This window comes from Streptomyces sp. NPDC088197 (genome assembly GCF_044741185.1).
Lineage (GTDB): Bacteria > Actinomycetota > Actinomycetes > Streptomycetales > Streptomycetaceae > Actinacidiphila.
The window spans coordinates 87,732-107,301 of sequence record NZ_JBIUSD010000014.1 but is presented as its reverse complement, the minus strand read 5'-3'; the positions used below and the strand labels follow the sequence as shown (position 1 = coordinate 107,301).

16 protein-coding genes and 1 pseudogene are annotated in these 19,570 nt (G+C 72.5%); 8 read left to right on the top strand and 9 right to left on the bottom strand.

What is annotated here, in order from left to right:
- Positions 1 to 89: 89 nt before the first annotated feature.
- Positions 90 to 661 (top strand): annotated as a pseudogene (locus tag ACIOC1_RS28070) (sigma-70 family RNA polymerase sigma factor); the annotation flags it as partial.
- 24 nt (positions 662 to 685) lie between these two features.
- Here the strand turns inward: ACIOC1_RS28070 and ACIOC1_RS28065 are convergent.
- The 3 genes from ACIOC1_RS28065 to ACIOC1_RS28055 form a co-directional block, all read right to left on the bottom strand.
- Complete coding sequence (locus ACIOC1_RS28065; RefSeq protein ID WP_401856684.1) at positions 686 to 1,564, bottom strand: hypothetical protein; 879 nt, start codon at positions 1,562 to 1,564, stop codon at positions 686 to 688.
- A 322-nt stretch (positions 1,565 to 1,886) separates the two neighbouring features.
- A complete protein-coding gene (locus ACIOC1_RS28060) occupies positions 1,887 to 2,795 on the bottom strand; it encodes a class I SAM-dependent methyltransferase (RefSeq protein ID WP_401856682.1) in 909 nt (302 codons plus the stop codon).
- A gap of 227 nt (positions 2,796 to 3,022) precedes the next feature.
- Positions 3,023 to 3,625 (bottom strand): helix-turn-helix domain-containing protein, encoded by a 603-nt coding sequence (locus ACIOC1_RS28055; RefSeq protein ID WP_401856680.1) that lies wholly within the window; start codon positions 3,623 to 3,625, stop codon positions 3,023 to 3,025.
- A gap of 334 nt (positions 3,626 to 3,959) precedes the next feature.
- On the opposite strand from ACIOC1_RS28055, the gene ACIOC1_RS28050 reads away from it, so the two are divergent.
- Positions 3,960 to 4,934 (top strand): NAD(P)/FAD-dependent oxidoreductase, encoded by a 975-nt coding sequence (locus ACIOC1_RS28050; protein WP_401856782.1) that lies wholly within the window; start codon positions 3,960 to 3,962, stop codon positions 4,932 to 4,934.
- On the opposite strand, the gene ACIOC1_RS28045 is transcribed toward ACIOC1_RS28050, so the two are convergent.
- Positions 4,931 to 5,608 (bottom strand): helix-turn-helix domain-containing protein, encoded by a 678-nt coding sequence (locus tag ACIOC1_RS28045; protein WP_401856678.1) that lies wholly within the window; start codon positions 5,606 to 5,608, stop codon positions 4,931 to 4,933. The two genes, ACIOC1_RS28050 and ACIOC1_RS28045, sit on opposite strands and share 4 nt — an antisense overlap.
- 109 nt (positions 5,609 to 5,717) lie before the next feature.
- On the opposite strand from ACIOC1_RS28045, the gene ACIOC1_RS28040 reads away from it, so the two are divergent.
- Positions 5,718 to 7,331 carry an MFS transporter gene (locus tag ACIOC1_RS28040; RefSeq protein ID WP_401856676.1) on the top strand — a complete coding sequence of 538 codons (1,614 nt, stop codon included), beginning with the start codon at positions 5,718 to 5,720 and terminating at the stop codon, positions 7,329 to 7,331.
- A gap of 80 nt (positions 7,332 to 7,411) precedes the next feature.
- On the opposite strand, the gene ACIOC1_RS28035 is transcribed toward ACIOC1_RS28040, so the two are convergent.
- Together ACIOC1_RS28035 and ACIOC1_RS28030 are read right to left on the bottom strand one after the other, a co-directional pair.
- Positions 7,412 to 10,969: a trypsin-like peptidase domain-containing protein gene (locus ACIOC1_RS28035; RefSeq protein ID WP_401856674.1), complete on the bottom strand. Its 3,558-nt coding sequence runs from the start codon at positions 10,967 to 10,969 to the stop codon at positions 7,412 to 7,414.
- Entirely contained in the window at positions 10,966 to 11,262 is a 297-nt protein-coding gene (locus ACIOC1_RS28030; protein ID WP_401724423.1) for a trypco2 family protein, read from the bottom strand. Before ACIOC1_RS28030 ends, ACIOC1_RS28035 begins: the two co-directional genes overlap by 4 nt.
- A gap of 153 nt (positions 11,263 to 11,415) precedes the next feature.
- Here ACIOC1_RS28030 and ACIOC1_RS28025 point away from each other — a divergent pair, with 153 nt between their 5' ends.
- The 3 genes from ACIOC1_RS28025 to ACIOC1_RS28015 all read left to right on the top strand — a co-directional run bounded on the left by ACIOC1_RS28025 (position 11,416) and on the right by ACIOC1_RS28015 (position 12,972).
- Positions 11,416 to 11,892 (top strand): helix-turn-helix transcriptional regulator, encoded by a 477-nt coding sequence (locus ACIOC1_RS28025; protein ID WP_355342047.1) that lies wholly within the window; start codon positions 11,416 to 11,418, stop codon positions 11,890 to 11,892.
- Positions 11,889 to 12,494 (top strand): hypothetical protein, encoded by a 606-nt coding sequence (locus ACIOC1_RS28020; protein ID WP_355342050.1) that lies wholly within the window; start codon positions 11,889 to 11,891, stop codon positions 12,492 to 12,494. The genes ACIOC1_RS28025 and ACIOC1_RS28020 overlap by 4 nt, the downstream gene beginning before the upstream one ends.
- A 124-nt stretch (positions 12,495 to 12,618) precedes the next feature.
- The gene (locus ACIOC1_RS28015) at positions 12,619 to 12,972 is read left to right on the top strand and encodes a DUF2516 family protein (protein WP_355342053.1); all 354 of its coding nucleotides are present in this window, start codon (positions 12,619 to 12,621) and stop codon (positions 12,970 to 12,972) included.
- A gap of 99 nt (positions 12,973 to 13,071) precedes the next feature.
- Here ACIOC1_RS28015 and ACIOC1_RS28010 read toward each other — a convergent pair whose 3' ends face one another.
- The 3 genes from ACIOC1_RS28010 to ACIOC1_RS28000 all read right to left on the bottom strand — a co-directional run bounded on the left by ACIOC1_RS28010 (position 13,072) and on the right by ACIOC1_RS28000 (position 16,797).
- Positions 13,072 to 14,514, bottom strand: coding sequence for a SpoIIE family protein phosphatase (locus ACIOC1_RS28010; protein ID WP_401856671.1), 1,443 nt, complete (start codon positions 14,512 to 14,514; stop codon positions 13,072 to 13,074).
- A gap of 302 nt (positions 14,515 to 14,816) precedes the next feature.
- Positions 14,817 to 15,869 carry an NlpC/P60 family protein gene (locus ACIOC1_RS28005; protein WP_391164053.1) on the bottom strand — a complete coding sequence of 351 codons (1,053 nt, stop codon included), beginning with the start codon at positions 15,867 to 15,869 and terminating at the stop codon, positions 14,817 to 14,819.
- A gap of 139 nt (positions 15,870 to 16,008) precedes the next feature.
- The gene (locus ACIOC1_RS28000; RefSeq protein WP_355342062.1) at positions 16,009 to 16,797 is read right to left on the bottom strand and encodes a class I SAM-dependent methyltransferase; all 789 of its coding nucleotides are present in this window, start codon (positions 16,795 to 16,797) and stop codon (positions 16,009 to 16,011) included.
- A gap of 871 nt (positions 16,798 to 17,668) precedes the next feature.
- Between ACIOC1_RS28000 and mshA the strand changes: the two genes are divergently transcribed.
- Positions 17,669 to 18,964, top strand: a complete 1,296-nt coding sequence (mshA, locus tag ACIOC1_RS27995; RefSeq protein ID WP_391164089.1) for a D-inositol-3-phosphate glycosyltransferase — start codon at positions 17,669 to 17,671, stop codon at positions 18,962 to 18,964.
- Positions 18,957 to 19,547: a YbjN domain-containing protein gene (locus ACIOC1_RS27990; RefSeq protein ID WP_401856668.1), complete on the top strand. Its 591-nt coding sequence runs from the start codon at positions 18,957 to 18,959 to the stop codon at positions 19,545 to 19,547. The genes mshA and ACIOC1_RS27990 overlap by 8 nt, the downstream gene beginning before the upstream one ends.
- Positions 19,548 to 19,570: the final 23 nt, after the last annotated feature.

Genomic DNA, 19,570 nt, shown 5'->3' with positions numbered 1-19,570 from the left:
CGGCTCCGGCGGCGGTCAGACGGTGAAGATCCGTTCCGCCTGGTCGCGGTGGGTGTGCAGGTCCCCGTACACGGGAGAGATCTGGTCCGCGGTCGCGGGTCGGCGACCCGCGGGCGTACCTCGTACGGGTCGTCACGCGGCAGTCGCTCAACCGGCTGTGCACGCTGGCGCGCCGCCGCGAGGAGTACGTCGGCGAGGGGCTGCCGGAGCCGCTGCTGACGGCCCCCGACGTCGCCGAGGACGTCGAAGTCGCCGACAGCGTCTCGATGGCGCTGCTCACCGTCCTCGAAACGCTCGGGCCGACCGAGCGGGCGGTCTTCGTGCCGCGCGAGGTCTTCGGGACGCCGTACGGGGAGATCGCCGAGGCGGTCGGGAAGTCCGTGGCCGCGGTACGCCGGATCGTCCGGCGCGCCCGCGACCACGTGGCGGCCCGGCGGCCACGGGTCGAGGTCGGCCGCTCGCCAGCGGCAGGCCGTCGTGGAACGCTTCCTCGCCCGCCCTGCGCACCGGCCGGGTCCAGGACCTGCTCGACGTCATGGCCCCCGACGTCGTCTTCGTCGCCGACGGCGGCGGCCTCCTCGCCGGCCCGGGCCGCCACGCGGTGGCCAACCCCGAGAAACTCACCCGCCTCGGCCCCGTCCCGACCCGCCTCGCCCGCTGAGGCGGGTCGGACGGCGCCGGTGCGTCAGCCCGCCGGCTGGTAGTGCTGGAGGTAGAGGAAGATCGACTTCCAGCCGCTGCCGACGTTGAGGACGTGGAGCCGGCCGCCGGAGGGCCCGAGGTCGAGGGCGGTGATGCCCTCGACCTCGTCGTCGGGCTGGACGTCCTGGGTGAAGGCGCGGGTGACGGTGCCGGTGGCGGGGTCGATGGCGTAGACGGCCTTGTCGCCGTCGCCGTCGCCGTCCACGGAGGCGTAGAGGGAGCCGTCGAGCATGGTGGCGCCCTGGATGCGGCTGAGGGGGCGGGAGAGGCGGACGGTGGTGGCGACGGGGAGTTCGGCTCCGGCGGGGAGCGAGAGGAGGTCGCTGAGGCGGTAGCCGACGAGTTCGTCGGTGCCCTGGGCGCTGTCCTGGTTCCAGGGGGCGGTCCAGACGAGGCCGGTGGCCGGGTCGACGGCCACCCACGGGACGCCGCCGGGCAGCAGCGCGAGGGGCAGGCGTACGTAACGGCCCGTCCAGCTCAGGTCGTTGGCGGAGTACAGGGCGAGCAGCGGATTCCGGTAGCCGTTGCCGTCCTCGATCGGGGCGACGACGTAGCCCCCGTACACGTCGATGTCCCCGATGTGGTCGGAACCGTAGGCGCCGCTCAACGCACCAGGAATGGCAAGGGCGTTGGAGGCCGTCTCGTGGTTCCCCTCGACCGTCGCCTTGTCGAGGCTGTACGTGCCCGAGTAGTAGAAGTACGTGCCGTCGGTGGCGATGCCCTGCCCGCGCTCCAGGGCGGTGATGCCCGTCCAGGTGGAGTACGCGGGGAGGCGCTGCCAGGTCGTCGCGTACGCCGCCTGCGGCAGCAGCGCCAGGGTGGCCGCGACGGCCACCGTGCTTCCCGCTCGCCAGATCTTCATCAGCCCGAACCTCCATGTCGACCGCTGACAAGGCCAGTTGGCCATCGGCGGCATCCATTGGAGCAGCGGGGCGGCGGACGAGCCCACCGGTGGCGGGTGAACTCTGGCCGAAGGGCAGTCGAGGGCAAGGGCCTTGACTGGCAAGGGCCTTGACGGGCAAGGGCGTTGGCGCCTCGACTGTCCGCCCGGTCACCCGCACCGCCCGCTGCCCCCGCGCCGCACGGCCCGCACCGCGGCCGTGCGGTGCCGGTCCACGGCGGGGCGTACCGGCGGATGGTCGTACGGACGAACGTCCCGGATCAGGCGCTGGCCACGGTCGTACTCACGCGCGCCGCGCCGCCCACACCGTCCGCTCGGTCCGCACGGTCAGGTCGTCGCGGCGCGCGATGCTGTCCGGTCCCTCGGCGTCGAGGAGCCGGTCGAGCGCGGCGAGGTCTTCCGGTGCCAGGGTCTCGGCGATGCCGCCGCGCATACGGGTCAGGCTGGTGAGCGCGTACCGGCCGACGGCCTCGGCGTGCGGCGGGCCGATGTTCACGGTCACGACGCGCTCGCCCACGACGGTCAGGCCCGCGGCGCTCAGCATGGGCCCCCAGTCGGCGCCGCGGTGCGGCACGTGCTCGGCGTGGTGGTGGTCGAGCGCGGCGTGGCAGCGCTCTTCGAGCCCCGGGCGCTCCGCGGGCGCGTTCTCGGGCAGGAAACGCGGGAAGCCCGCCAACTCGACGACGGCGAAGAGCCCGCCGGGCGCGAGCGTGTCGCGGACCTGGTGCAGCGTGCGCTCCGGGTCCGCCATGTGGTGCAGGGAGGCCGACGCCCAGACCAGGTCGGGCGAGCCGAGGTCGGGCCACCGCGTGTCGAGGTCGGCCTGGACCGTACGGACGCGCCCGGCGACCCCGGCCGCCTCCGCGTTGCGGCGCAGGCGGTGCAGGTGGTCGGCCGAGGTGTCGACTGCGATGACCTCGGCCTCGGGGAAGCGCCGGAGCAGGGCGAGGGTCCCGGCTCCGGTGCCGCAGCCGAGGTCCACGATGTGACGGGGGGCGGCTTCGACGGGCAGCCACGCGGTGATCGAGGCGGTGTGCTCGGCGAGGACTTCGGCGTCGAGGTCGAGGATGTCCGCCTGGCTGTCGGCCTCGGCGTCGTGGTGCGAGGCGCTGGCCTTTGGGGTGCCGTGATCGTGGTCGTGCGGGGCGTGACCGTGGGCGTCGTGGGCCGCGTGGGGGGCTGCGTGAGTCATGGCGCCCACCGTATGAGGGCCGTGGGCGGGCCGCCCGGTCGCTTTCGGGAACGGCAAGACGGTGGGCGTCCGGGCTGCCGACGGCGCAAGTCGCGCGCCCTGGCCCGCGCGATTCGCTGGCTCCGGCCTGCGCGGGCCCCGGCCTGCGCGATTCGCGGGCCTCGACGTACCCGATTCGCGGGCCCCGGCCTGCGCGGGCCCCGGCGTACCCGATTCGCCGAACGGGCTCAGACCCCGTCCCCCTCGCCGCCGCTCTTCTCGTCGCCGCGCTGGTGCCCGCGCCGCGCGTCACGGTCGAAGATGCCCAGCAGTTCGCAGGGCCCGCCCTCCGCGCCGATGGCGTGGGGCAGCATCGTCGGGAATTCGGCCGACTGGTTGGTCTCCACGCGGAAGCGCCGGTTGCCCAGGAGCAGCACGGCCGTGCCCGACAGGACGACGAGCCATTCGCGGCCGGGGTGGGCGCGCAGCCGGGAGGGGCTGTCCGGCGGCGGATTCGTCAGGCGCTGCCGTACGACCGTCATACCCGGGTCGGCCTTCACGGCCCAGCGCATCGTCTGGTGCGCGGAGTCGATCATCGGACTGGAGATGACGTCCTCCGAGGCCGTCTCGACGAGCTGGTCGAGCGTGGTGTCCATGGCGCGCGCGAGGGTCACGAGCTGGTCCAGCGCGAGGCGGCGCTGACCGTTCTCGATCCGGCTGAGCGTGGAGGGGCTGAGCCGGGCGCGGCCGGCCAGTTCGTCCAGCGACCAGCCCTGCGCCACCCGCAGCGCGCGAATCCGCTTGCGCACCAGGCTGTCCAGATCTTCATCGCCTTGCGTCATAGGCAACATCTTATGCCTCGCGCGCAAGGTCCGCTTAGCGTGGTCGTACCGGGCCCCGGACGGGGCTCCCGCTCATCGCAAGGGCGCAAGCCGACGCGTAGAGAGCCGACACGTATAGAGAGGTACGCCCATGCCCGCGACGCTTCCCGCGCACGTGAACGATCCGGCCGATCCGGCCGGTGTGACCGATCCGGCCGGTGCGACTGATCCCGCCGATGTGACCGATCCGGCCGGCGCGACCGATCCCGCCGATGGGGCCGACGCCTTTGGGGCCGACGCCTTCGCCCCGACCCTCGACGCCGTGGTGATCGGCGGTGGTGCCGCCGGACTCAACGGCGCCCTCATGCTCGCCCGCTCCCGCCGCTCCGTCGCCGTGGTCGACAGCGGCACCCCCCGCAACGCGCCCGCCGACGGCGTCCACGGCCTCCTCGGCCTCGAAGGCATCCCCCCGGCGGAGCTGCTGCGCCGGGGCCGGGAGGAGGTACGGCGGTACGGCGCCAAGGTGCTGGTCGGCGAGGTGACCGCCGCCGAGGCCGTCCCCGGCGCCGACCCGCGTTTCACGGTCACCCTCGCCGACGGCGCCACCCTCCGCGCCCGCCGCCTCCTGGTCGCCACCGGCCTGCGCGACGTACTCCCCGACATCCCCGGCCTCGCCCGGCACTGGGGGCACGACCTCGTGCACTGCCCGTACTGCCACGGCTGGGAGGTGCGCGACGAGCCCGTTGGCGTACTCGCCGTCGGTCCCGCCTCCGTCCACCACGCCCTGCTCTTCCGGCAGTTGACCGACGACCTGGTCTACTTCACGCGCGGCACCGACCTGGACGACGAGACCCGTACGCGCTTCGCCGCCCGCGCGATCCGGGTCGAGGACACCCCGGTGGCGGCGGTCGAGTCGACCGGGTCCACGGAGGGCTCCGGGTCCACACGGGGCTCCGGGTCCACGGAGAGCCTTGGGCCCACGGACGGCTCCGGGTCCGCCGCGGGCGGGCACATCGCGGGCGTACGGCTGACCGACGGCCGGTTCGTACCGCGCCGCGTCCTGGCCGTCGCGACCCGCATGCTGGCCCGTACCGACGGACTGGCCGGGCTCGGTCTGCCGATGGAGGACCTGCCGGGCGGGATGGGCCGCCGCTTCGCCGCCACCGGCCCCGCGGGCACCACGTCGGTGCCGGGCGTGTGGGTCGCGGGCAACGCCACCGACCTGACGGCCCAGGTCGGCGCCTCCGCCGCCGCGGGCGCCCTGGCCGGTGCGCACATCAACGCCGACCTGGCCGCCGCCGACACCGAGGCGGCTCTCGCCGCGGCGGACGCGCCCTAGGAGCGCTCTGACGCGGCGGGGTCGGGCGCCGCCCGTACGTGCGCGCGCTCGCCCTGCTTGCCGACGAGGCTGAGGAATTCCACGGGCCCCGAGCCGGTGGAGCCGAACCAGTGCGGCGTACGGGTGTCGAACTCGGCCGCCTCGCCCGGCTTCAGCACGAGGTCGTGCTCGCCGAGCACCAGCCGGAGCGTGCCGTTGAGCACGTAGATCCAGTCGTAGCCCTCATGGGTGCGCAGGACGAGCTCCACGGGGCCGCGCGGCGGGGCGGGCAGGACGAATTTGTACGCCTGGATGCCGCCGGGCCTGCGGGTCAGCGGCAGCACGGTCGAGCCGTCCTTGCAGGCGATCGGGCGCAGGTTGAGGCGCGGGTTGCCGGTGCGGGGCGCGTCGACCAACTCGTCGATGGTGACGCCGTACACCCTTGCCAGTGGCAGCAGTTGCTCCAGCGTGGGACGGCGCAGGCCCGCTTCCAGCCGCGACAGCGTACTGACCGAGACGCCGGTCGCCGCCGCCAGATGCGTCAGCGTCAGGTCCCGGCCGAGCCGCAGATTCTTCAGGCGGGGGCCGACGGCGTCGAGGGTGCGGCCCACTTCGTCGTCGGTGCCGTCCGCGCCGCCCGCGCCGTCCGTGCCGTCCGTGCCGTCCGCGCCAGCCGTGCCGTCCGTGTGATCCATCGAGCCCAGTTTGCCGATCGGCAAACAATTTTGCACATCGGGGCGGGTCGTGGCGACGATCGCCCCCACGTTTCCCCTGTTGACCGTCCCTGGTGAAAGGTCCGTCCAGATGAGTACGGAGAGTCCGAACCGGCCCGCGCGGGTCAGTGCCGAAGCCTCAGTCGTGGGCGAGGGCGTTGACGTACCGGTCGACGTAACAGCCCCTGATGCGGCGGGTGTTGACGACCCGCGTCGGCGCCGCGCGATCCTGATCTCCGTCTGCGTCGCGCTGATGGCCGTCATCGCCTCGGTGTCCGGCCTCAACGTCGCGCAGCCGGACCTGGCCGTCGCGTTCGACGCCTCGCAGAGCACGATCCTGTGGATCATCAACATCTATACGTTGAGCCTGGCGGCGCTGCTGCTGCCGCTCGGCGCGGTCGGCGACCGATGGGGCCGAAAGCCCGTACTGCTCACGGGACTTGCCGTCTTCGGCGGCGCCAGCGTCGTCGCCGGTCTGGCGACATCGGCCGAGGTCATGATTGCGGCGCGGGTGCTGAGCGGTGTGGGCGCGGCGATGATCATGCCGGTGACGCTCGCCGTCATCACCTCCACCTTCCCGGCCGAGGAGCGCGGGCGGGCGATCGGGGTGTGGACCGGCGTCGCGGGCGGCGGCGGCATCCTGGGCATGTTCCTGTCGGCCGCGCTGGTCGACGTGGCGAGCTGGCGTTATCTCTTCGTCCTGCCCGTGGCGCTCGTGCTCGTGGCCGCCGTGATGACGGTGCGGTCCGTGCCCGACTCGCGCGACGCGGCGACGCACTCCTTCGACACGGTCGGGGCGCTGACCTCGGTGGTCGCGGTGGTCGGGCTGATCTTCGTACTCCAGGAAGGGCCCGAGCGGGGCTGGGCCGCGCCCGTGACCCTGCTCAGCCTGCTGGTCGGCGTCCTGGCCGCCGCCGGCTTCGTGGTCTGGGAGCTGCGGCGGCACGGCCCGCTGCTGGACGTCCGCCTCTTCCGCGAGCGCGGCCTGGCCGGCGGTTCCGTCGCGCTGCTGGCCGTCTTCGGCGTCCAGGCCGGGATCTTCGTCGTCCTCTTCCCGTTCCTCCAGGCCGTGTTGGGCTGGTCGGGCCTGCTGTCCACGCTGGCCCTCATGCCGATGGCCGTCCTGATGATGGCCACCTCGGGCCTCGCGCCGCGTCTCGCCGAACGGGTCGGCAGCCGTCGCACCATGGCCCTCGGCATCCTCCTCGGCGGCGCGGGCCTGGCCCTGATGGCCACCCTCGTCTCCGTGGACGGCGGCTACCTCTCCGTCCTGCCCGGCATGCTCGCCATGGGCATCGGCATGGGCCTCACCATGACCCCCGCCACCGAGGCCATCACCAGCTCACTGCCCAGCGAACGCCAAGGGGTCGCCTCCGCGCTCAACGACGTCACCCGCGAATTCGGCACCGCCCTCGGTGTCGCCCTCCTCGGCGCCCTCCTCTCCTCCGGCTACCGCGGCGCCATCGGCCCCCGCCTCGACGGCGTGCCCCCGGCCACCGCCGCCACCGCCCGCGAAGGCATCGCCAACGCCGTCGAAGCCGCCCACGCCACCGGCGGCCCCACCGCCCCCGCCCTCGTCCGCGCCGCCCAGCAGTCCTTCGTCGACGGCTGGCAACAAGCCATGTGGGCCGGCGTAGCCGTCATGACCCTCCTCCTCGCCTACCTCCTTCTTCCCGGCAACTCCCGCCCCGCCCGGACTCCGTGACCCCGGCCCGACCCGAACCAGGCTGCAAGACTGCTCAGTTCGGGTCGGTCTCCCACGCGCCCGTTCCCGACGGACCCGGTCTACGGGCCGAGTTGGTACAGCAGGTGTGCCCGGGCCGCCGGGTCGGGCACAGCCTCCGCCGCGGCACGGCGTACGTCGTTGGCCAGATACTCCGACAGCGCGAGGGCGGACAACGCACTGGCAGCGGAGGGATCACCGCGTTCAGCGGCCGACTTCGCCGCCCGTAAGCGGAACTCAGGTGTGACACTGTCCTCGTAAGCCAGATGCAGCAGGGCTTCCGCGCGTCCCGCGTCTCCTCGACGATCGGCTTCTCTGGCAGCCGTGAGTCTGGTCGAGTCGGTCAGCGCGCGGTCCCAGCACAGCGCTCGCCATACCTCCCGGACTTCGTGGCCCGGGTAGCCGGTCGTGGGTAACGCCTGCGCCGCTTGGAGCCGGAAGCTTTCGTGCGCGCCTCCGCGCGCGATCCGCTCCAGAGCCTCCGCGCCCAACCGCGGAAAGAAGTCGATCGCCGCCGTCGCGGCTTCCACCGCCATGGCACCGCTGGCCGGAGTCCATGAGTCGGCCAGTCGCACCAAGGCCTCCGCGCCAAGTTGCCGGTGGAACCGGCCTGCCGTCCGCCCCGCCGTGACACGGCCCCGGTCCGACAGGCTCGGGTCGGCGCACAGTCTCAAGAGGGAGCGCAGGGCGGTGTCCTGGCCGAACATGGGGAGCAGCCCTGCCGCCTCGATCCGCCAGGTCTCCTCCGCACCTTGGAGCTGACGATCGTCGACGAGACGGTACGCGGTGCTCACTCCCCGTCCCGCGTCGTACCCCATCAAGGCACGCGCGGCGGCAACGCGCCTCTCGCCACCGAGCCCCCATCTGCCGTTGGCCAGTTCTTCCAGGTAGTTCAGCCCTTCACCGAGGTGACACCGGGTGTAGGCCATGGCCACCCGTAGGGGGTCCGGGCCGTCGGCCGCGGGCCCTACCCTCGTCAACTGCCGGAAGAGCACAAGGCCCCGCGCGGGGTCGTGCCGGTCCACCGCTTCGGCCGCTTCGGCCCGGTGATCCCCCATCGTCTCGTCAGCGGCCAGTACTTCGTGGACGGCGACGGTGTTGTCGGGGGCGTACCGGCCCAGCGTCTTCGCCATGTGCAACCGCACACCGCTGTCCAGGCCGCGGTCCGTGACGACGGCGGACATCAGCCGCAGCCCGAGCGCCCGGTCGTACGCCGCCGCTGTCTCGGCCACCCGCGAGCGGGCGTTGCCGTCCCTGCGGTTCTTGCCGCCGAGCCGTTCCAGGGCGCTGACCAGCTCCTGCTTGTCCAGGAGCGCGAGTTGACGGCACGCCGCCTCCCACTCCTCGGCGGACTGCCCGCGGTCGAAGCGGATCACCACCTCGCGCAGTATCACCGCGGCGCGCCGTAGGATCCGGTCCGGTACGGGGATGCCGTTGGCGACGAGTTCCACGACGAAGCGGTGAGTGCCCCGATCCGGCCACCTCAGCAGCCTGGCCAGCGGCTTTTCCAGCCCCGCAGGGTCGGCTGCCGCCTGGAGACCGGCCAGGAAGACCTTGGTCTCCAGGTCCTCCCACGGCCAACGCCGCCGCTCCAGGTGTCGTCGCGGGCCCCCATGCCCGAACAGGTAGAGCGCGGCCAGATACTCCTCGATCGACGGGTGGAGAAAGCGCAGACTCCCCTCGCGCTGCTCCAGCAGGCCGCTGTGTTCCAGCACGCCGCGCAGGATCTGCCTCCAGGTGTGAGGCGTGACCGACGCGGGACGTGGCACCGCGGACAGAGCTGTCGCCCGGTCCAGCAGATCGCTGCCCGTGCCCCCGAACACCAGCCGGTCGTGAGCCAGCCGTTCCAGCAGCGGCAGCACCTCACGCAGCAGGTCCGTGACACCCTGCTGCGCCTCGGCGTCGCCCTCGTCGATGAGGCTGCGGTGCCGCTGCCGGGCATCCGCCGTATTGCGATGCTGGACGAGGATGTCGATAAACCGCTCGTACAACTCCGAGCGGTTGAAGGGCAGTTGTTTGCCGGGACCCTCGACATCCTCGGCGTAGACCACACACATCATGGTCGCGATCAGGGGAATCCGGGCGAACTCCCGGAGCCGCGGGTTGCGTTCTACCTCCCTGGTGAAGAGGGCGGCGGTCGCGACCGGGTCGGGCTTGCCCACCGCGCGGAACCACTTCTCGGCGAAGGCGGGCAACTCCTCAGGGAGGAAGGGCTCGATGGCGTATGTGGGGTGCTCGTCGTCACCGATCCGGTTCAGGATGCCGTCGGGCAGCGGACGGCTGGCCACCATCACCTGCCAGCCGGGCCGGTCGCGGAGCCTTCCGATGACGTGCAGTACGTCGATACGGCGCCAGGACGGCACCTCGTCCAGGCCGTCGATCAACACCAACCACCTTGTGCCAGCAGGTGGTTCGCGTCGGAACAGCGCGTTCAGTTCATCGGTGCCGAGAGTGGTGCCGCCCAGCTCACGCTGGACCGCGCGGGTGAGCCGGTCGGGAATGCCGCCGGGCTCCGTGATCAGGTCCTCGGCCCGTACCAGGATCGGTAGGACCGTCGGCACCCCCTCGGCGGCACCGCCGCCGCCTTCGAGCCACTGACGAGCGGAGTCGCCCGCGATGCTGCGCAGCAGACTGGACTTGCCCGCGCCCGGACCGCCGACGACCTGCACGCCGCGGTGGCGGCCGACGAGGCTCTCAGCGGTGACGCGTTCCGTCCCGGGCGGCTCAGTGTCCCCGCCGGCTGCCCGGCCCCCGCGCCTGCTGGCCAGCTGTGTCAAATACACCTCGTTCAGCGGCGGTTCCACCAACGAAGGGAAACGGTACGGATGGCGTACGGAGATGTGTCCGGCGTCGTCGAGGTAGCTACGCAAGCGCATGTCCAACTCCCCCTCCCTGGGCAGGTCTTCCACGGAGGTTGTGGGCACGACGTCCACCAACTGCCCGGGGTCCAAGGTCACGTCGACCGATTCCTCGAGGAGGTGCGCGGCGTCTCCGAGCCGCGCGTGCCAGGCGTCGGCACGCAGCACCGCAAGATGGTCCAGCCCGTCGGTCGGATGGTGATGGCCCACGATGCCGATCACGCGGTCACGGCACCACACCGCTGCGCCCGACATGCCTGCCCACGGCGACCGGGTGGGATCCGCGAAGTGCGCCGGCGGCGCGACCCGCAGGTCGAGGGTGCCCTCCTTGCGGTTCGACAGCACGTCGCAGGTGCACTGGGCGTCATGGAATGCGTCCCGGAACGGCGCACCGCCCCACTCGTCACGCACCTTGAACAGCGGAAAGCCCATCACGGCGCACGTCAACCGCGCGCTACGTGCTGACACCCGGGCGTACTCCACCGGCGTGAAGGCCTCCTGGCCCTCCTTGCTCACCGACAGCACGGCTACGTCGACCTCCGCTTCCGCCCAATGGACTTCCGCGTTCAACACGCGCTCAGCGGCCAGGCCGGCATCGAGCCGCACCCGGACCGTGCTCGCCCCCGCGACCACATGCGCGGCCGTCAGTACCCGACCGGCCGCCACCACGTAGCCCGAACCCCTACGTCCCGCTGCCCCGTCCCGTGTCACGAGGATCTCGGCCACCCGGGCGGCGTCGAAACCGCCCGCCACCTCTGTCACCGCTCCCCGGGAATCTCATCCCCGGCAATCAGCGCCGCCCCACCACCGGCGAGCCGTGGCTGAAGTGTCAGCGTGATCTTCTGAACGTCCGAGCGGGCGACTTTTCCGTCGCCTCCGGCCTCGACCACCCAGAACCTGACCTTTCCCTGACCGCCTGCCTCCTTGCCGACGGTCACGGTCGCTTCCACCTCGACCGTCCCCAGCTCGAATCGCAGGCGTTCTCCTTCTCCGTCGGTCATCGCGGAGTCGAGTTCCCGCCGTAATTCCCGAATCATGGCCGACAGCTCGATCACACCGTCCCCCTCATCCACCGCCCCGACCCTTCATCGTAGGCACCGACCGCCGATACGACCGTCAGTTCGGGAGAGCCGGCCGGTGAGGCTGGGAGGGTTACTGTTGCAAGCGGTGTGCTTGCAAAAGTTAGCGGGGTGGGGGAAGGTGGAGGCATGGCTTCGCTGAAGGTGGGCAACGTCGGGGAGTACCTGCGGGAGCAGCGTCGGGGGGCGCGGCTCAGCCTGCGGCAGTTGGCGGAGGCGGCCGGTGTGTCGAATCCGTATCTGAGCCAGATCGAGCGCGGGCTGCGGAAGCCTAGTGCGGAGATCCTGCAGCAGTTGGCGAAGGCGTTGCGGATCTCGGCGGAGACGCTCTACGTGCAGGCGGGGATGCTCGACGCGCGGGAGCGGGACGAGCTGGAGGTGCCGGCGGTGATCATGTCGGACCCGTCGATCGACGAGCGGCAGAAGCAGGTGCTCATCCAGATCTACGAGTCCTTCAGGAAAGAGAACGCCGCCGCGGAATCGGCCGCCAAGGCCGAGGAAGCCGCACGACAGGCCGAAGAAGAACAGAAGAACGCCGAAGAAGAGCGGAAGAACGTGGAGGCGGATTCGTCTCCGACACTCGTACGGGAGGAATCCGAGAAATGACCATCACCGACGACATCGTCAAGAGCCTGCGCAACCCGACCCCGCTGTACGCGGTCGCGGGTACGGCGGACCTCGCCGCGGCGAAGCTCCGCGAGGTGCCCGCGCTGCTGGAGAAGCTGAAGGACCAGGCGCCCGAGCGGATCGAGAAGATCCGCGGCACCGACCCCAAGGACGTGCAGCAGCGGGTCACCGCGCAGGCCAAGGACGCGTCGACCAAGGCGCAGACGCGGCTGAACGAGACGATCAGCGGCATCGACTTGGACCTGAAGAAGATCGGCGGGTCCGTGCAGGACCTGGCGCTCCAGGGCGTGGGCCGGGCCGCCGAGTACGCGGTCAAGGCGCGCGAGACGTACGACGAGCTGGCCGAGCGCGGCAAGGGCGCGGTCGCTCAGTGGCGCGGCGGCGCGGCCGACGAAATCATGGAGATCCCGCCGGCCGTGAAGCTCGCGGACATCCCGGCCGACGAGCCGCTGACCGAGTCGATCGGCGACCGGCTGGCCGCGAAGCCCGCCGACACGTCCGGCGACAAGCCGGCCGCCCGCAAGACCACGCCCCGCAAGCCGAGTGGCGCGAAGAAGGCGACCGACAAGTCCGCGGAGTGAGGTGAGGGCCGGGCACGCTTTGCGAGCCCGGCCCGTTGTTCGTGCAGGAGCCGGTACGGTTGGGCGGGCGACAAGCGGACGGTCGGCACGGTGCCGGCCGACAGCGACAAGGGCGGTGGACGGCGTGCTGATCACGGGGTTCTTCGGGGTGCTCGGCCTGGTGTCGTGGGCGCTCTTCCTCTTCGCGGCCTTCGCCTTCGTCGACGCGGCGATCCGCCGTGAGGACGCGTACCGGGCGGCGGACAAGAACACCAAGGCGTTCTGGCTGATCATCCTCGGCATCGCGGCCGTGGTGATGAAGCTGTTCTCGGTGCTGTCGTTCCTGCCGGTCATCGGCCTGGTCGCCGTGATCGTGTACATGGTGGACGTACGCCCCGCCGTACGGCAGATCACCGGACCCCGCCGTGGCGGCGGCCTGCGGCGGCGCCGCGGCGGTGGCAGCAGCAGCGACGGCCCGTACGGCCCGTACAACGGCTGACGCGTACCCACCGGCCTGTACCCCCCGGGCCGTATCCACCGGGGCCCGTACCCACCGGGCCATATATATCGGGCGGACCGGCTCCCCAGCGGACCGGCCTCAGATCCGCTTCGGCCGCTCCAGCAGCACGACCGCCACGTCGTCCGTCAGCTCCCCGACGTTCAGCTCCCGCGCCTCCGTGAGCGTCGCGTCGAGCAGTTCCTCGCCGCGCAGGCCCTCGGCCAGCAGCCGGGCGGTCATCCGTACCATCCCGTCCTGCCCGAGCCGCTGCGTGCCCTGGCCGATCCGGCCCTCGATCAGGCCGTCGGTGTAGAGCATCAGGCTCCACTCGCCGCGCAGCCGTACCGGTATCCGCTGCCAGCGGGCGTCCGGGAGCAGGCCGAGCGCCGGGCCGCCCTCCGTGTACGGCAGCAGTTCCGGCACGCTGCCGGGAGCGCCGGGGGTCGAGAGCAGCGGCGCCGGGTGTCCGGCCAGATGCAGATCGGCGCTGCGCGCGTCCGGCGCGATGTCGACGGTGCAGAGCGTCGCGAAGATCTCGTCGTCCGACCGCTCGTGTTCGAGCACCTGCTGGAGCGTACGCAGCAGCGCGTCGCCGCCGAGCCCGGCGAAGGTCAACGCGCGCCAGGCGATGCGGAGTTGGACCCCGAGAGCGGCGGCGTCCGGGCCGTGGCCGCAGACGTCGCCGATCATCGCGTGGACGGTGCCGTCGGGGGCGCGGACGGTGTCGTAGAAGTCGCCGCCGAGCAGGGCGCGGCTGCGCCCCGGGCGGTAACGCGCCGCGAAACGCAGGCTCGCGCCGTCCAGCAGCGGGGTCGGCAGCAGGCCGCGCTCCAGCCGGGAGTTCTCCTGCGCGAGCAGCTTCGTCTCGGTGAGCTGCCGGTGCGCGAGGTCGGCGCGCTTGCGCTCGACGGCGTAGCGGACGGCGCGCGTGACGGTCCCGGCGTCGACCTCGTGCCGCGCGAGGTGGTCCTGGGCGCCGACCCGTACGGCCTCCGCCGCCCGCCCGTCGTCCGCGCCGTCGGTCAGGACGAGTACGGCGGTGCCGGGCGCGAGCCGCAGCACCTGCCGCAGGCCGTCCAGCACGTCGGGCAGGTCGAGGAGGATGCAGTGCACGTCGTCGGTGAGCAGACGGCCGGCCGCGGTGAGATTACGTGCCCGCAGGATACGGATTCGCGGCCCGCCGCCCTCCTGGAACCACGGCGCGGTGAAGGCGTCCGTCGCGTCCTCGCCGATCACCAGCAGCGTGAAGATCGCGGGACCGCTGCCCGGATCCTGCCGCTGCCGGGGCAGCGAGAGGGCGCCGGACTCCGTGTACGGCGCGGTGGACGCCGGTACGGGGACGGACGGCGGTACGGCGGTGGACGGCGGTACGGGGACGGACCCCGGCACGGCGACCGATGTCGGTACGGACGGCGGTACGGAAATGGGCGAGGGCCCGGCCGTGGAAGCCGTCCCCGAACCGGGTACGGCAGCGGGGCCCTCGGCCCCGCGCGTCTCGTCGGTGGCTGAGGGCCGATCGGTGCCGCGTTGGGCTGCGGACATCAAGCGACTCCTTCCCTCCCCCGAGGACCTCCGGAGACCCTAGTGGCTGGAGGCAAGGTGACGGGAGGGCAGAGAGTGAACCGTCAGCGTCATATGCGGCGGTCAGCAGGGGATTTCGCGGTGGATGTGTTGATCCGCACATGACCAAGGTCACGCGTGGCGGCCACAACCCCGCCCCCGCCGCGACCCGCATCCGGACCGCCGCCCGCATCCGGACCGCCGCCCGTCGCGCGTACACGTACCCGCCCACGTATCCCTCCGCGCCCCACGTCTCCCTCCGCCCAGACACGCGCGAACCGTCATCAACCCGGTCGTACGACCCCCAGGATCGGCATCGAACCGGCCCCCGCCACCACCACGTCCCGCCCCGGGCGCGGCGCGTGGACGATCGCGCCGCCGCCGACATAGATGCCGACGTGGCTGGCGTCGGAGAAGTAGATGACGAGGTCGCCGGGGCGCATCCGGTCCACGGGCACGTGGGGGAGGCGCGCCCACTGCTCCTGCGAGGTGCGCGGGATGGGACGGCCCGCCGCCGCCCACGCCTGGGAGGTGAGCCCGGAGCAGTCGTACGAGGACGGGCCCGCCGCGCCCCACACGTACGGCTTCCCGATCTGCCGGGTCGCGAAGGCCACGGCGCGGCGGCCCGCGGCGGAGGACGCCGTGGACGCGGCGGTGACCAGGCGTTTCGCGTCACCGGTCGCCAGCCAGTCGCTCTGCGCGCGGTACGCCGCCTCGTCCTCGAGCCGCGCGAGCCGGACGCGCTCCTGTTCCTTGAGCGTGGCCAGCAGCGCGGTGGCCTCGGCGAGCCTGGCCCGTACGCGCTGCCGCGCCCCGGCCGCCGTCCGCTGCGCGTCGACCAGTTGCTGCCACCGCTCGGTGGCGGCGTGCGCGTAGCCGTCCAGCTTCCCGCGCGTGTCGGCCAGCGCGTCGATCGTGGCGCTCGCCGCGCGGGCGCCGCGGGCGGCGAGTCCCGCGTCCGACAGGAAGGTGTCGGGGTCCCCCGACATCGCCAGCCGCAGCGTGTCCGGCACCCCGCCGGCCCGGTACTGCGCGCGGGCCAGCGCCCCCGCCTGCGCGGTGAGCGTGCGCAGGCGTGTCTGCGTACGGTCGATGGCCACCGCCAGCGCCACCAGGTCGTGCTGCTGGGCCCGTACGCGTTCCCCGGCCGCGTTGTACGCGTCCGTCGCCGCCTCCGCCTGCCGGTACAGCGCGTCCACCTCGGCCCTGACCTGCGCCACGGTGCGCGGGGGTGCGGCCTGCGCCGGGGCCGTGGCGGTGGCGGTGGTCAGCGCGACCGTGGCGGTGAGCGCCGTGAGCGCTGCCGCGCAGGTGCCGCTTCGGATTCCGCGGGTCATCCGAGCCTCCCTCACGTCACGGGCGCGGTGGCTGTTCGCGCGGCTGCTCGCGCCGCTGAACGCAGGGTTTATCTGACGGGCCGTCACATCTTGGCGGATGGTGGCACGGCGAGCCGTAAAGGGGAAGGGCGAGAGGGCGTTACGCGTGCGGGGCGAGGGCGGGCCAGGCGACCGTGACCTCGCCCTGGCGCCACCGGGCGGGGCCGTCCACGAGCGGCCAGCCGTCCGCGCGCAGCGAGGTGACGGCGCGGATCCAGCGCTGGCGCGCGCCCAGGGCGGACAGGGGAGCGGCCGAGGCCCAGGCCCGGTCGAAGGCGGTGAGGAACGCGTGCACGGGTTCGCCGGGCACATTGCGGTGGATCAGCGCCTTCGGGAGGCGTTCGGCCAGGTCGGAGGGGCGGTCGAGGGAGCCGAGGCGGGTGGCGAAGGTGACGCTTCGGGGGCCTTCGGGGCCGAGCGCCACCCAGACGTGGCGGCGGCCGATCTCGTCGCAGGTGCCTTCCACGAGGAGGCCGCCGGGGGCGAGCCGGCCGCGCAGCCGGGTCCATACGGCGGCGACCTCGCTTTCGTCGTACTGGCGCAGGACGTTCGCCGCCCTGATCAGGACGGGGCGGCTTCCGTGGGGGAGGGGGACCTCGAAGCCGCCGTGTATGAAGCTCAGGTTGTCGCGCTCGTACGGTTTCGCTGCCGCGACGCGGGCCGGGTCGATCTCGACGCCGACGACCTGGACGTCTTCTCTTACCGCCTGGAGGCGGCTGAGGAGTTCCACCGCTGTCCAGGGGGCGGCGCCGTATCCGAGGTCGACGACGACGGGGTGGTCGGCTCGCCGCAGTTCCGCTTCCAGCGCGGTGGCGATCCACCGGTCCATCCGGCGCAGCCGGTTGGGCCCGGTGGTTCCTCTGGTCACCACCCCCACCATGCCGCGCATTCCTCGACTCTAGTCTTTCCCGCCCGCCCACCCGTGCGGGTGTTTTCTTCGTCTGCGGGTGCCGCTTGTGCCTGGGTCGGTGCCGGTCCGGGGCACCTCCTCGAAATGCGGCTACCTGGTCCCGCGTATCCGGTGCCGTTCGTGTCACCGCATTTCTGCGGGGGCACCCCGGCCCGTCCCCTCCTCGCTCGTCGGCGTCCGCCTATCCGGTGGGGGTTGCCGGGGGAGGGGGGTCTTTCGGCGAGCCGCCCTGCGTCACCCACCCGGCGCCCACGGATGGGCCACCACCGAAGGGCTTACCCCTTCTTCCCAGGCCCCCATGGGCGAGCGACCTCCGAGAGCCTCGACCCTTCCCCGGCCCCCACGGATGGGCCGCCCCGCGCCAGGCCTACCTGCGCCCGCCCCCTCCTCCCGCCCCGGGTGGACGGTCGGTCGCGTGGGGGCCGCACCCCCACCCACCCCCTCCCTCCTCAGCCACAGCGGACAGGCGGGCGCCGGCGGACCGGAGGGGTCGGTGCGGGGTGCCCCCGCAGGGGGACGAACGGGCAGGGGCAGAAGCAGGCGCAGGTGGCCGCAGGTTCGTCGCCCGAGGAGGTGCCCCGGGCCGGGACCGACCAGGCACAGGCGGCACCCGCAGACGAAGAAAGCACCCGCACGGGTGGGCGGGCGGGAAAAAAAGACAAAAAGACCAAGACACCACCCACCCCCCAAGGTCACGCTTCGGCAACAAGGAAATGGAACCGCCAGTTCCGGCGTTCCCCATGGTTGAACGCGGGGGTACGGCCTTCGGAAGGAACGCATGGTGACCCAGCAGACGTCGTCCCGGCTCGCCGCGCTGCGCGGTGCGCAGAAGCACAAGCACGCGCTGGGGATGAGGGGTCGCCGCACCGGAGGCCGCCGCGTACGCCGAGTCGCGATGCTGAGCGTGCACACGTCACCGCTGCACCAGCCGGGCACCGGCGACGCGGGCGGCATGAACGTCTACATCGTGGAGCTGGCCAAGCGCCTCGCCGACCTGAACGTGGAGGTCGAGATCTTCACGCGGGCCACCACGGGGGCGCTGCCCCCGGCGGTCGAGCTGGCCCCCGGTGTGCTGGTGCGGCACGTGGACGCGGGCCCGTACGAGGGCCTGGCCAAGGAAGAGCTGCCCGCGCAGCTCTGCGCGTTCACGCACGGGGTGATGCAGGCGTGGGCGGGCCACCGCCCGGGTTACTACGACCTGGTGCACTCGCACTACTGGCTCTCGGGCCACGTCGGCTGGCTGGCGGCGCAGCGCTGGGGCGTGCCGCTGGTGCACGCCATGCACACCATGGCCAAGGTCAAGAACGCGGCGCTGGCCGAGGACGACTGTCCCGAGCCCGCCGCGCGGGTGATCGGCGAGACGCAGGTCGTGGCGGCGGCCGACCGCCTGATCGCCAACACCGCTGAGGAAGCAGACGAGTTGGTGCGGTACTACGAGGCGACCGCCTCGAAGGTCGCGGTCGTGCACCCCGGCGTGAATCTGGACCGCTTCCGCCCGGAGCCGGGCCGCGCGGCGGCCCGTCGGCGCCTCGGGCTCCCGCAGGACGCGGTGATCCCGCTCTTCGCGGGCCGGATACAGCCCCTGAAGGCCCCCGACGTGCTGATCCGCGCCGTCGCGGTGCTACTGGACGAGGACCCGACGCTGCGCGACCGCCTCCTCGTGCCGATCGTCGGCGGCCCCAGCGGCAGCGGCCTGGCCAAGCCGGAGGCGCTGCACAAGCTGGCCGCGCGGCTCGGCGTGTCCGACGTCGTACGGTTCCAGCCGCCGGTGGACCAGGAGCGGCTCGCGGACTGGTACCGGGCGGCGACCGTCCTGGTCATGCCGTCGTACAACGAGTCCTTCGGGCTGGTCGCGATAGAGGCGCAGGCGTGCGGTACGCCGGTGGTCGCGGCGGCGGTCGGCGGGCTGCCGGTCGCGGTGGCGGACGACCGCACCGGCTTCCTCGTACCGGGGCACGACCCCCGGGACTACGCGCGGGTGCTGCGCCGTTTCATCGACAACCCGGCGCTCGGCGACTCGCTGGGCGCGGCGGCGGCCCGGCACGCGCGGGAGTTCGGCTGGGGGAAGGCCGCGGCCGACACCACCGAGGTGTACGCGGCTGCGCAGGCCGAACACCGCCGTCACCTACGATCGGCGCATGGCTGAGGAGACCCCGGTGGACGTCAACGGTGACACCGACGACGGAGCCCATGACGGTGCCCATGGCGGCGCGACCCCCGGCGCCCCGCGCGGCGACCTCCGGGCGCGAGCCGTCCGCGCGCTCGAACAGGCCCTGCGCGAAGCCGACTTGCCGTGGGAGTCGCCGCGCCCGGACACGTACGTCACCCAACTGCCGGGCACCCGCAAGCTCTCCACCACCTGCTCTTTCCTGGTCGGCGCCCACACCCTGTCGCTGAACGCCTTCGTCGTCCGCCACCCCGACGAGAATCAGGAAGCCTTCTACCGCTGGCTGCTGGAGCGCAACCTCCGTCTGTACGGGGTGAGTTACGCCATCGACCGGCTCGGTGACGTCTACCTCAACGGCCGCCTCCCGCTGGCCGCCGTCACGCCGGAGGAGGTCGACCGGCTGCTCGGCGCGGTCGTGGAGAACGCGGACGGCTCCTTCAACACGCTGCTGGAGCTGGGGTTCGCCACCTCCATCCGCAAGGAGTACGCGTGGCGGGTGTCGCGCGGCGAGTCCACCAGGAATCTGGACGCGTTCACTCACCTGACCGAAGGTCAGTCCTAAGAATCACCGCACGACCCCTTCCC

What these genes read in the sequence shown, in the direction of transcription:
- ACIOC1_RS28065 (WP_401856684.1), bottom strand. Translation starts at nt 1,564, where the DNA reads ATGAAGATCTGGCGAGCGGGAAGCACGGTGGCCGTCGCGGCCACCCTG.
- ACIOC1_RS28060 (WP_401856682.1), bottom strand. Translation starts at nt 2,795, where the DNA reads ATGACTCACGCAGCCCCCCACGCGGCCCACGACGCCCACGGTCACGCC.
- ACIOC1_RS28055 (WP_401856680.1), bottom strand. Translation starts at nt 3,625, where the DNA reads ATGTTGCCTATGACGCAAGGCGATGAAGATCTGGACAGCCTGGTGCGC.
- ACIOC1_RS28050 (WP_401856782.1), top strand. Translation starts at nt 3,960, where the DNA reads ATGCTCGCCCGCTCCCGCCGCTCCGTCGCCGTGGTCGACAGCGGCACC.
- ACIOC1_RS28045 (WP_401856678.1), bottom strand. Translation starts at nt 5,608, where the DNA reads ATGGATCACACGGACGGCACGGCTGGCGCGGACGGCACGGACGGCACG.
- ACIOC1_RS28040 (WP_401856676.1), top strand. Translation starts at nt 5,718, where the DNA reads ATGAGTACGGAGAGTCCGAACCGGCCCGCGCGGGTCAGTGCCGAAGCC.
- ACIOC1_RS28025 (WP_355342047.1), top strand. Translation starts at nt 11,416, where the DNA reads ATGGCTTCGCTGAAGGTGGGCAACGTCGGGGAGTACCTGCGGGAGCAG.
- ACIOC1_RS28020 (WP_355342050.1), top strand. Translation starts at nt 11,889, where the DNA reads ATGACCATCACCGACGACATCGTCAAGAGCCTGCGCAACCCGACCCCG.
- ACIOC1_RS28010 (WP_401856671.1), bottom strand. Translation starts at nt 14,514, where the DNA reads ATGTCCGCAGCCCAACGCGGCACCGATCGGCCCTCAGCCACCGACGAG.
- ACIOC1_RS28005 (WP_391164053.1), bottom strand. Translation starts at nt 15,869, where the DNA reads ATGACCCGCGGAATCCGAAGCGGCACCTGCGCGGCAGCGCTCACGGCG.
- ACIOC1_RS28000 (WP_355342062.1), bottom strand. Translation starts at nt 16,797, where the DNA reads ATGCGCGGCATGGTGGGGGTGGTGACCAGAGGAACCACCGGGCCCAAC.
- mshA (WP_391164089.1), top strand. Translation starts at nt 17,669, where the DNA reads ATGAGGGGTCGCCGCACCGGAGGCCGCCGCGTACGCCGAGTCGCGATG.
- ACIOC1_RS27990 (WP_401856668.1), top strand. Translation starts at nt 18,957, where the DNA reads ATGGCTGAGGAGACCCCGGTGGACGTCAACGGTGACACCGACGACGGA.